This is a genomic window from Planctomycetaceae bacterium (assembly GCA_021371795.1).
Classification (GTDB): domain Bacteria; phylum Planctomycetota; class Phycisphaerae; order Sedimentisphaerales; family UBA12454; genus UBA12454.
This window is the reverse complement of sequence record JAJFVK010000013.1, coordinates 1-11875: the sequence shown is the minus strand read 5'-3', so window position 1 is coordinate 11875 and position 11875 is coordinate 1. Positions and strand designations below refer to the sequence as shown.

Sequence of the window (11875 nt, the reverse complement as noted above, 5' to 3'; positions counted from 1 at the left end):
ACGTCCTCTCTGATTTTTCTTTTTAAAGCAGAAAAATCCTGAAGAATCGAGGATTAAAATGCCAGCGACCGCTAAACAAATTTTATTTCAACTTTGCCTGGATGACGTTCAAAAGGCGTTTGGTCTCAACCGGTTTTTGGAATACGCCTGAAAAACCAAGCTGCGAATAATCTACAACGTCAGTCATCTCATCACCGGCTGCGCTCAAAAGAAAAATAGGGGCGTTGTTGCCGAGCAATGTTAATTCCTTGACGAAATTAGTGCCGGAGTCGATTTCCTCCATCATCAGGTCAACGAGAATCAAGTCCGGTTTTATACTCTTGTATGTATGAATGCCCTGTTCGGCACTTTTGGCTTCTTTGACAATATAGCCGGAAGATTCGAGGACGGTTTTCGTTGCCGCGATAAAATCCTGATCATCATCGATTATCATAATAACATACTGACTACCCTGCATTTGTATCTCCTTTAAGCAGAAGCAACAAAATTTTTCGTTTCCAAAAGGTTTTCCAGAAAAACGACAGCTTTTTGAAGATTGTTTTTTGCTTTTTCCGTCATATCTTCTTTAAACTGCTCAAAAATATATCCGCGAATGCCAAGCATAAAACATTTTGCCGGCGAATTAAAAAGACTTTCGGCCAGAGCTGCCACTTCAGCCGGTTCGACCGAATGACTGGAAAAACCGCTGCTTTCCTTCGCCATCAAAGGCTCGAAACTGAACGGCTCGGCACAATCCACCGAGGCGTCAACAAAAATAACAACGTCATTTTCAGCGACCTGTGCGGAATCTTCTACGGTCAACTGATAATCGGAATCGACAGTAACGCCCGGTATTTTTTTTTGCTCTATAATTTCCGCAACAGCCGGGCCGAGGCCGTCATCGCCCCTTGCCGGATTGCCATATCCTATCAGCAGGACTTTTATTTCCGCTGTCATTCTTTAATTTTCATATCTATTACGCCGCCCTGATAGTCGTAAAGCGTAACCTTCAAAGGCATTTGCCCCATCGCGTGAGTCGCGCACGAAAGGCAGGGGTCGTAAGCTCTAATCGCAACTTCAATATGATTCAGCAGACCTTCGGTAATCTTCGGCACGCCGCTGATATGATCCTGCGCGACTTTCCTCACCGCCGAGTTCATTGGCTCATTATTGTGCGTTGTCGATACAATCAGATTGGCCATAACGACCTGATCGTTTTCATTGACTTTATAATGATGGAACAGTGTGCCTCGCGGAGCTTCGATAAGGCCGACGCCTTCTTCTCTGCGATGTCCCTTTACAACAAGGTCTGTTCCCTGTAAATCTTTATCGTTGAGCAGTTCTTTGATTTTCTCAATCGAGTGCAGCAATTCAATCATTCTGGCCCAGTGATACGCCATTGTAATATTGTTCGGCTTGCCGTTCGTAACAGCCATAAATTCTTTTCTTGCGGCTTCGGCTTCCGGCGTATCTATGAAATCGCACGTGTTTATTCTTGCCAGCGGGCCGACGCGATACCAGCCTTTTTCAGGGCCGATAGATTTAATAAACGGAAATTTCATATACGACCACGATTTTACTCCCTCGACAATGTAATCGAGATATTTAGAGTAATCGACCTGGTCGAAAATTTTCTCTCCAGTGGCGGTAATCGCCCGCAGATTGCCGTGATATAAATCCATCGCGCCATCCTGTCGGATAAGACTCAAATGGTTCGAGTCGAATGAGCCGAAAGGCTTGATTTTTTCGAGGTTTTCCACAGTATAGTTTTTTGCGATTTTAAGAGCGCCGCGAGACCATTCCACCATCTGATTAAGATCTTTGAGGAAGACATCGCGTTCCGCAATCGATAGATTTTTATTTATGCCGCCGGGGATCGCGCCTGTACCGTGAATTTTTTTGCCTGCGGTGGCTTTGATGATTTCCTGACCATATTTTCTCATCATAACGCCCTGAACGGCAAGTTCAGGATATTTTTTCGCTACGCCTATGATATTTCTAATCATCGGGTCAGCGTCGAAACCGAAAAGTAAATCCGGCGAACAAAGGTGGAAAAAGTGCAGCACGTGCGACTGGAACATCTGTCCGTAGTGCATCAGTCTTCGCATTTTCTCGGCTGTCGGAGTGAGTTTGTCAACGCCGACGATTTTGTCCATTGCCTTTGCCGCAGCCAAATGATGGCTTACCGGACATATACCGCAGAGCCTCTGCACGAGAACTGGAACCTCCCAGTAAGGTCTGCCCTGAATGAACCGCTCAAAACCGCGAAATTCGACAATGTGGAATCGAGCCTGTGAGACTTTGTTGTTTTCGTCAAGAAGAATGGAAACCTTACCGTGGCCTTCGACTCTTGTTACCGGTTCTATTATGACTTTTTTGGTTGTGCTCACTTTTTATACTCCAAAACTGATTAGTCGTATTTGATTATTTCATAAGGCAAATCAAGCGGTTTGTTATTCAAAATCGCCACAAGCGCCTGCCAGATTATTTCAGCGTTGGGCGGACAGCCCGGCAGAGAATAATCTATTTTCACAACTTCACTGCACGGATAAACTCTGTCCAGGCACAACGGCAATTCCTTGTCGTTGGGTATAATTTTTTCAGGATTAAAAACGCTTGGGCCGTTGAGATATGCTTCGTCCAGACATTCCTTGAGCGGAATATTATTTCTCAATGCGGGTATGTCGCCGTTAATCGCGCAATCACCAACTGCAATAAGAATATCACAATGCCTGCGAAAGTCCTGCAGGACGTGGACGTTTTCTTCGTTTGCGCAGCCGCCCTCAATTAAACCAACGGCGCATTGGCCGGTGAATTTCTTTATATCATCGATTGGCGATTTGTCGAAATCGACAATCTCAATAAGCTGAAGGATTCGTTCGTCAATGTCAAGAATCGACATATGACAGCCAAAACAGCCTGCCAGCGATGCTGTTGCGATTTTAGGTTTTGCCATTTATATTCCCTTTAACCACGAATTAACACGAATGAACTCTAAAATTTTATTTATTTTTCGCTTCTATATCTGAACCGATAGGTTTTTCATCATACATTCTTTGGCCGTAAGGCGTGGCAAACGCTGTGCCTTTTTTGTTTATCGTTCCGACCGGGCACACACTCGCGGCTTTATCAGTAACGGCCATATTCGTATCTTTCAGATTCTTTTCCGAATTGACCGCGATTTTTTTGTGGATTCCTCTGCCTACAAAACCAAAGGCGCCTTTTTTATCGATGTCATTTGACGCGTTGACGCATCTTCCGCAAAGAATGCACCTGTTAAGGTCGAGGAAAATATCCTTGTGCGATGAGTCCACAGCCTTGTCCGGGAAGAAGAATGGAAATTTAGGAGCGAGTATTCCAAGCCTGTACGCCATTGCCTGCAGTTCGCAGTTTCCGCTTCTTTCGCAGAACATACAGAAATGATTACCTTCGATAAACATCATATCTACAAGATTACGCCTGTGTTCTTTTAACTCCGGCGTGTCGTTTTCGACAATCATACCCTCGGTAATCGGCTGCGTGCAGGCGGTCTGCGGTTTGCCGTTGACGATAACGGTGCAAACGCGGCAGCTTCCGTGCGGCGTAAGTTCAGGAAGATAACAAAGTCTTGGAATGTAAATCCCAGCTTCATCAGCGGCCTGCATAATCGTCTGGCCGGGTTTGCCTTTTACTATGGTGCCATCAATCGAAAAGGTTATCTCGTTACTCATTATCAGAATCCTTTATACGTAGATTTCAGATTTTCTGTTCGCAATCGCTTCAGCGTCCGCCAGCGCCTTTTTGATGTCAAAGGTCGGCTGCAGGCCGTCAGCGTATTTTTTGACTTTCTTTTCGTAAACGCCGCGGAAATTTTTCAGCGTAGTCAAAACAGGATTCGGCGATGTCTGTCCAAGTCCGCATCTGCTTGTAACTTTTATGCTTTCGCCTAAGCTCTTGAGCATATCAAGGTCCTGCGGTTCGCCCTTGCCGTCGAGAATTTTATCGAGATATTTTTTCAGCAGCACGTTTCCTACTCTACATGGCGTGCAATAGCCGCAGCTTTCCTCGACGAAAAATTCCATATAGTCTCTTGCGATTTCAACCATATTTCTTTCCTGACCGAATATAACCACCGCTCCGCCTGTGGCCAGGTCGTCATAACAAATTGTGCGGTGAAATTCGTTCGGGCCGATTATCTGACCGCTGGGGCCGCCGACGAGAACCGCCTGCGTATCATCTGCGCCGACTTCCTTGAGCAGGTCGCTTACCTTTATTCCAAACGGAAATTCGTAAACGCCCGGCAGTCTGCAATCGCCGGAAATACTAAGCAATTTTGTGCTTGGGCTTCCTTTTGAGCCAATCTCGGCAAACCACGCGGCACCCATTTCCATAATTCTCGCTACGCAGCAAAGCGTCTCGACATTATTAACCGCAGTTGGGTGTCCAAGGTAACCTTTTTGGGCAGGGAAGGGCGGCCTTGTTTTCGGGTCGCCTCGCAAGCCTTCACAGGAACTTATTAATGATGTTTCCTCTCCGCATATATACGCTCCTGCGCCCATTTTAATTGTGATATCGAAATTAAAACCTTTTTTGCCGAGGATGTCTTTGCCAAGCAGATTTTTGCTTCTTCGGTCAGTCAGTATTTTTTCGAGTAATTTCTGCAAATAAGCATATTCGCCGCGAAGATATAGAATGCCGGTTTCGGCACCTATGGCGTAACCGCCGATAGTCATACCTTCAAACAGCATATCCGCCCGTTCTGTCAGGATAACCCTGTCTTTAAAAGTGCCCGGTTCGCCTTCGTCAGCGTTGCAGAGGATGTATTTTTTATCGCCTTCGGCTGCTCGTGTGAACTGCCATTTCATTCCCGTCGGGAAACCGGCGCCGCCGCGGCCGCGAAGTCTTGCGTTTTTAACTTCATTAATTACCTCAACAGGGCTTATTGCAAAGGCGTTTCTCAAGCCGGCTTCCTGTTTGTAATCGGCAAATATAACTCTGCCTTTTTTCCTTACGCCGTTGTGAACGCTGGAATGTACAAGTTCATTTGCGTTATTACCGTCGCCGAGCCGATGTTTTAGTTTGGCAGGGTCGTAATGCTTGCGTAAATCGTCTATAAGCTCTTTTACCTTGTCCGATGACAGATATGTAATTACCTCATCGTTTACCATCGCCGCCGGTGCCTGGTCGCACATTCCAATGCAGGGCGTATATTCGAGCGTTATGCCGTCTGGCGTAGTCTGGCCGAAATCAATGCCGAGTTCGCGTTTGAACGCCTGCGCGACTCTGTCCAGACCGGACATTTTATCCACGATATCATTGCATACGCGGATTACTATTTTGCCTTTGGGTTGTTTGGAGAGAAATGCGTAAAATGTTACCACGCTTTCCACCTCGACACGATTGCATTTGACTGATTTGGCGATAAGGTTGATGGCATCGTCGCTGACCTGGCTATATTTTTCCTGCACGGCTCGAACGATATCCATCATTCTTGTGCGGTCGCTGCCACAGGCCTTACAAATTCGTTCCACTTCTGTTTGTAGACTTCTGTCCATTTGTTACCTCACAACTGTTTTTTTTATCCCCCGTGATGTTCGATGCGGACAGTATATTATTTTTGCTCATTGTTGTCTATCAAAAAACAAATTAATTGAGACAAAAAAGAAAATTTGCATACTATCAGCCTTAATATATAATTATAGTTTTGCTATTTAATGTGAAATTTTCACAATAAACATTAATGTTGTGAAAAGGCGTAAGATGACAGAAGTTGATAAAAATTCGGTTGGCATAGTCAAGACTCATACAATCAGAGTCATCGAAGAGTCTGACTCTCTTGAGTTGGTTAGCGGCAAAACGTTAAGTCCTGTTGACGTTGCCTATGAAACCTATGGGAATTTAAACTCCGCCGGCGATAATGCGGTATTGATTTGTCACGCCCTTAGCGGCAGCGCTCATGCGGCTGGTTTCTATAGCGATGACGATAAAAAGCCCGGCTGGTGGGATATAATGATAGGGCCCGGCAAAGCCATCGATACCAATAAATATTATGTTATATGCTCCAATTTCCTCGGAAGCTGCAGCGGCACCACCGGGCCGTCAAGCATCAATCCTAAAACCGGCAAACAATACAATCTCGACTTTCCAATGATAACAATCGCGGATATGGTGAAAGTTCAGAAACTGCTTTTGGACAAACTCGGTATTAAGCAGTTGTTAAGTGTTGTAGGCGGTTCGATGGGCGGAATGCAGGTTTTGCAGTGGGCGATAGAATACTCGGATGTTGTGAAATCGGCGATAGTTATCGCATCAACTTCACGACTTAGCCCGCAATCAATCGCTTTTGACGCGGTCGGCAGAAATGCCATTCTTGCGGATATTGATGCAGGCAGGCCTCCGGTAAAAGGTCTGGCAACTGCCAGAATGATTGGACACATTACATATCTTTCAAACGAAAGTATGAGAGAAAAGTTCGGCAGGGAACTGAAAAGTGCTGATAAATACAGTTTTGATTTTAATTCAGAATTTTCTGTTGAAACATATCTTGCTTATCAGGGACAGAGTTTTGTCGAACGCTTTGACGCAAACAGTTATCTATATATAACCAAGGCGATGGACTATTTCGACCTTGTGAGAGATTACGATTCACTTGAAAACGCCTTTGCGAAAACCAAATCGAGATTCCTGATTATAAGCTTCACAAGCGACTGGCTTTTTACGCCCGGGCAGTCTGAAGAAATGGTAAACGCGCTTGTCGCTCAAAGAAAGCCGGTCAGCTACTGCAATATTTTTTCGCCTTACGGCCACGACGCGTTTCTGCTTGAGCCTGAATCGCTGGGCTGCCAAATCGGCGGATTTCTTTCGACAACTTTTGAAGAACCTGAATTTGATGGAACGGCTGTATCTGCAATAAAAGGCGTCGAAAGGATTAAAAGGGTGCGTGTTGATTATGAGCTGATAGAGTCGCTCGTAAAGTCTGATACTCGCGTTCTCGATGTCGGCTGCGGCGATGGAATATTGCTTTTGAGTCTTCAGCGTGATAAGAATATCGAAGCCGAGGGCATTGAAGTTGACGAAAAGATGATTCATCAATGCGCAGGCACCGGCTTGAATATAATTCACAGGGATATCGAACGCGGCCTTCAACATTACCCTGATAAAAGTTTTGATTACGCGATTCTTTCAAAAACTTTGCAGACGCTCAAGAATCCGCACATCGTTTTCAAAGAGCTTTTAAGAGTCGCTGATAAAGTGATTGTAAGTTTTCCGAATTTTGCGTATTGGAAATGCCGAGCGGGACTGTTCTTTAGCGGCAGGGCACCGCGTACAAAGCAGCTTCCTTTCAGATGGTACGATACTCCTAACATACATTTTATGTCGCTGAAGGATTTCGATGAATTCTGTGAGGAAATCGGCGCGCAAATTGAAGTCAAAATACCGCTTATCGGTAACCGCAGAAGCCCGGTGAAATTCGCTCCGAATATTTTCGCTGAACAGGCGATTTATCTAACAAGCAAAAAATAAAGCACCCGTTACAGGTGCTTTATTTATCATTTTTTAGACTTAAAATTATTGTCAATTAACCGCCCATATATTCGTTGCCGACTTTTCTCGCACGCTGCGGTTTGTCGAGATTGATATTCAGGCTTATACCTGTTTCCACCAGTATATTCCAGCCGGCAGCCAGATATATGTAACTTGAAAGTTCGCCGATATCAGGCACTTTAATTGTCGGGAAGGGGGTTTCTTCATCGCAAATCGCGAAGACTTTTAAGCCGACGCCGTTGACCAGCGTTTGCTGGATTTTCTCAAACTCGCTCTTGAACGGGTCAACAAGAATAACAACATCATTTGCGTTCATTACTTCTTCGATGCCGTGGACAGCATAAGTGCCTTCAAGGAAATCGCTCTTCTTGCGGGTGATTTCGTTTGTTTTTAAAGTCAATTCTTCAGCGACGCCGTCGTTTTTGCCTGCGAAATAAATTGTGCCGGCGTTCGCGACCGCATCGGTAATTTTGGGGTCGATGGACATGGTCAAAGCGGTATTAAACGCATCCGCAAGCTGCGGCAGTTTTTTGTCGTAGCTCTTTCCGTCAACTGCGGCAAGCAGTGCCTGATAAAATAATGCCTGCTCGGCAACGCTCTTTGTCGCGGCAACAGCCTGTTCTTTTTCGCAGCTTAAAATGAAAGTTTGCTTCGCAAGTGTTTCCAGTTTGGTGTTTTTATTTGCGATGAGAGCGAAAAGATTTTTGTGGTTAATCTGATTTAAACGGTCGAAAAGTCTAATGACTTCTTTTGTTTGTCCGCTGTTGGATGCGCCAAATATAACAAAGTCTGAAAGATCATAAGAACAGGACTGCAATGCACCGTCAGTCGCGAGATTAAGTTTTGAGCCGGCTCTTCTGGCGCAATACATAGCGTTCTTGGCGGGGAAAATTCTGCTTGAGCCTTCACCTGTAAAAAATAATTTGCCGATTGTTTTGATGGCTTTCACAACTTCATCTGTGCCCTGAAGTTTGAACTTGCGCAAAATATCCGGCGTTTGCATCATTTCGCGTATGAGTGCAAATTTACTATACTTTTCCTGTGTGTTCATCTTTGCTCCTAAAAAAATAAGTTAAAAAGCAGATTATATCCGTTTTTCTGGCAAAGTACAGTATTTATAGTGAGTCAGAATTAAAATTTAAACGGGGATTTCGGCTGGCGTTGTCATTTTTTCAAAAGCTTGCTTTATGTCGTTTGTGTGCTCTTTTGCGATGTGGATTTTACTTTCTCTTGCGGCGATAATCAGATTTTTGATTCGCTGCGTAAATCCTTCCAGCCGGGCGTTATTGCTGTACACAATCAATTGTGCTGCGTGGTCTTCCAGGTCTATCATGTTTTCTGCCTGAACCGCCTGCTCGATGGAGCTTATTAATTTGGGCGCTTTGCTGACAAATATAGACATTGTCGTATAAAGATTCTCACCAGTATCATTGTTATGTATGTCAGTCATTGTTGTCTCTGTCTGTGAAAAAAGATACAGCCGGTAAAAAGTCTGAAAATTTTTATTGGCCGTACCTTCTACTTACAAATCTGTATTATTGTCCGTAAAGGTCATTAACCTCGCATTGAATTATCGGAAAGATGTTGCGGGAGCTTTAAACTTTTTTACGTACTTTCCACAATTTTTCTTTAATAGCGTTGTCTGACAAATTTTATAAGGTCATCGAACATAGAGTTCATTTATATCAAACTTCTGACTGGAAAATATTTCCAGAAGATTTTGGGATGAAGGGATTTGAATGCAACCTATCGAGGAACACTATATCCATCAATCACACCACAAAATCTGTGAAGGGATATACCTTCTTGGGCCGTTTGTGTCGTTGTTAACAGTTTTTATGTTTTCTAATTTATCAATTGACAAAACAAAACTCCTGCAATATCATGTTCGCGGTGGTTGTTTTACTTACATTAGACAATGGGGTCCGCCGCTATTTACAGCGTGTACGGTAAATATTTGAAAACAAAATATGTATTTCCCGAAATAGGAGTTAATCGCATAAGCGTCTCAAATTCTATAATTTATGGGCTTACAAATAATTTATTGGGCATCTAAAACGGGCCTGATTTCAAAGGAGCTAAAAATGATCAGAATGGCTGTATTGTATTCATTGCTATCGCTGGGATCAGTTTGTTATTGTCAAAATGTAATTTCCATCATTCCAGCACCTTTGAAAATTGAGCAAAAGACTGGTTATTTTCAAGTCGGCTCAAGTACTGTTATTTTCTCAGATCAGGAAACTAAAAATATTGCTGATGATTTTGGGAAAGCATTATCTCTTTCGGCTGAAACTAGCCCAGATGCCCTCGGTTCGACGAAATCAGAAACAAATTGCATACAATTCAAAATTAATACCGGGTTGAATGCCTTGGGGCGGGAGGGGTACCGATTAGAGGTAAAAGAAAATAATATTTTAATCGAATCGTCTGCAATTGAAGGCGTTTTTTATGGTATGCAGACTTTGAAACAATTGTTTCCGGCCGAAATTTATGCAGGTCGGATCGCGACGAATCTTAATTTTCAGGTGCCTTGCTGCGCAATAGAGGATATGCCGCGATTTAAATGGCGGGGTTTGAATCTTGATGTCAGCCGTCATTTTATGCCCAAAGAGTTCATAAAGAAATACATAGACCTGCTTGCCATGCACAAAATGAATATATTCCACTGGCATCTTACTGATGACCAGGGCTGGCGCATAGAAATTAAAAAATATCCGAAGCTTACGTCTGTCGGTGCTTGGCGCAAAGAAACTATTGTCGGCTATTGGAGTACCGAACCTCACGTTTATGACGGGAAATTACATGGCGGCTATTACACTCAGGATGAAATTCGTGAAATTGTTGCCTATGCCAAACAGAGATATATTACAATCGTTCCGGAAATCGATATGCCGGGTCATTTTCAGGCGGCATTGGCGGCATATCCTCAATTCGGCAATACTGGCCAGGCTGTACCGGTCTGGACAACATGGGGTGTAAGCAAAAATATTTTAAATGTCGATGAAGAAACAATTCAGTTCTGCCAGGATATACTTACGGAAGTATTTGATCTGTTTCCAGGTCAATACATTCATATCGGCGGGGACGAAGTGGACACGGAGCAATGGAAAAATAGCGAGAAAGTTCAGATCCGTATGAAAGAACTTGGACTGAAAAACGAATCTGAAATACAGCCATGGTTTACGAGAACTATGTATTCATTTGTGACAAAAAATAATCGAACACTTGTAGGCTGGGAACAAATACTTAATGACGATCTCTCGGGTGCCATAGTGGAAACATATCTTGGTGAAGAACCTACGATAAAGGCGATCAAGTCAGGTTGTGATGTCGTAATGGCCCCGTCAACAGAGGTGTACCTGGACAAATACCAGGGTGATCCCAATAAAGAGCCTATTGCGACTGGATTTACATCGTTGAAAAAAGTGTACTCATATGAACCGGTCCCTAAAGTGCTTACACCATCAGAACGGAAGCACATACTCGGTGTTGAAGGACAGGTCTGGACAGAATATATGCCAACCCAGCAGCATGTTGAGTATATGACATTTCCGCGGGCTTGTGCCATAGCTGAAGTCGACTGGACATCTTCAGATAGAAAGAGCTACAGTGATTTTTGCACGAGACTAAAATGTCATATAGAGCGGCTGAAGAAATTGAATGTAAATTTCCGCCCGCTAACCGATGTCAACGAATAGATTCAAAACCTTTACAGTGTTGAGACGCAATATGCATTTACATGCAATCATTACTTATTTCTCTTGCGGTTGCTGCTGTAGCCGGATATATCCTGTATAAGTCGACATCAAAAGTTCATTTCCCCGAAAACGAATCCCGCCAGGAACCGGTATCCAGTCCGTCACTATAAAAGAGAGTGAGTAAAGCAGACACTGCGAACAATGAGCAATATGGCGATAAAATTCAAAGATTTCTGATTGACATTACGTAGTATAGTGCGTATAATAGACGCGCTAACTTTAATTGGAGGGATCAGAATGTCAAAATCAATTCTAACAGGGATTTTGATTGTATTCAGTTTAGTGTCAATGTCTTTTGCAGGTAATTCAATGTTTTTTGATGCCCAGAGTACATTAGGCACCACGCCTGCTTCCCTAAATTGGAATGATACGACAGCGTGGTGGGACCATAATGGCTCCGGGGCACCTTTTGGTTATGTACCGACTGCCGCCAACGGCGACAATGCTTTCATTATGAACGGCGCCTGGAATGGTACTGGTGATGATCCGGCAAATAATATGGCTATTGTCGACAGCGATGCCTCTGCGTTAGGTTTGTGGATAGGATATTGGGGCCAAGCGTCAAGTATGAATGTTGAAAATGGTGCTAACCTGAATATAACTAACCAGTCCAC

The 11875-nt window shown here is 43.8% G+C and carries 11 protein-coding genes; 3 read left to right on the top strand and 8 right to left on the bottom strand.

Annotated elements, in window-relative coordinates:
• Positions 1–82 precede the first annotated feature (82 nt).
• Genes LLF92_05575 through LLF92_05550 form a run of 6 tightly spaced genes read right to left on the bottom strand, consistent with a single transcriptional unit; the run spans position 83 to position 5513 of the window.
• Complete coding sequence (locus LLF92_05575; GenBank protein MCE5340582.1) at positions 83–457, bottom strand: response regulator; 375 nt, start codon at positions 455–457, stop codon at positions 83–85.
• An 11-nt stretch (positions 458–468) separates the two neighbouring features.
• Entirely contained in the window at positions 469–936 is a 468-nt protein-coding gene (locus LLF92_05570; GenBank protein ID MCE5340581.1) for a hydrogenase maturation protease, read from the bottom strand.
• Positions 933–2369, bottom strand: coding sequence for a Ni/Fe hydrogenase subunit alpha (locus LLF92_05565; protein MCE5340580.1), 1437 nt, complete (start codon positions 2367–2369; stop codon positions 933–935). Before LLF92_05565 ends, LLF92_05570 begins: the two co-directional genes overlap by 4 nt.
• A 20-nt stretch (positions 2370–2389) precedes the next feature.
• The gene (locus LLF92_05560; GenBank protein MCE5340579.1) at positions 2390–2935 is read right to left on the bottom strand and encodes a hypothetical protein; all 546 of its coding nucleotides are present in this window, start codon (positions 2933–2935) and stop codon (positions 2390–2392) included.
• 46 nt (positions 2936–2981) lie between these two features.
• The gene (locus tag LLF92_05555) at positions 2982–3689 is read right to left on the bottom strand and encodes a 2Fe-2S iron-sulfur cluster-binding protein (GenBank protein MCE5340578.1); all 708 of its coding nucleotides are present in this window, start codon (positions 3687–3689) and stop codon (positions 2982–2984) included.
• A 12-nt stretch (positions 3690–3701) separates the two neighbouring features.
• Positions 3702–5513 carry an NAD(P)H-dependent oxidoreductase subunit E gene (locus LLF92_05550; protein ID MCE5340577.1) on the bottom strand — a complete coding sequence of 604 codons (1812 nt, stop codon included), beginning with the start codon at positions 5511–5513 and terminating at the stop codon, positions 3702–3704.
• 205 nt (positions 5514–5718) lie between these two features.
• Between LLF92_05550 and LLF92_05545 the strand changes: the two genes are divergently transcribed.
• Entirely contained in the window at positions 5719–7482 is a 1764-nt protein-coding gene (locus LLF92_05545) for a homoserine O-acetyltransferase (GenBank protein MCE5340576.1), read from the top strand.
• A 55-nt stretch (positions 7483–7537) separates the two neighbouring features.
• On the opposite strand, the gene LLF92_05540 is transcribed toward LLF92_05545, so the two are convergent.
• Both LLF92_05540 and LLF92_05535 read right to left on the bottom strand, forming a co-directional pair.
• Positions 7538–8554 (bottom strand): sugar isomerase, encoded by a 1017-nt coding sequence (locus LLF92_05540; protein MCE5340575.1) that lies wholly within the window; start codon positions 8552–8554, stop codon positions 7538–7540.
• Positions 8555–8641: 87 nt separating this feature from the next.
• Positions 8642–8953 (bottom strand): hypothetical protein, encoded by a 312-nt coding sequence (locus LLF92_05535; GenBank protein MCE5340574.1) that lies wholly within the window; start codon positions 8951–8953, stop codon positions 8642–8644.
• A gap of 634 nt (positions 8954–9587) precedes the next feature.
• On the opposite strand from LLF92_05535, the gene LLF92_05530 reads away from it, so the two are divergent.
• A complete protein-coding gene (locus LLF92_05530) occupies positions 9588–11201 on the top strand; it encodes a beta-N-acetylhexosaminidase (protein ID MCE5340573.1) in 1614 nt (537 codons plus the stop codon).
• A 297-nt stretch (positions 11202–11498) separates the two neighbouring features.
• On the top strand, positions 11499–11875 hold a 377-nt coding region (locus tag LLF92_05525), incomplete at its 3' end, for a hypothetical protein (protein MCE5340572.1).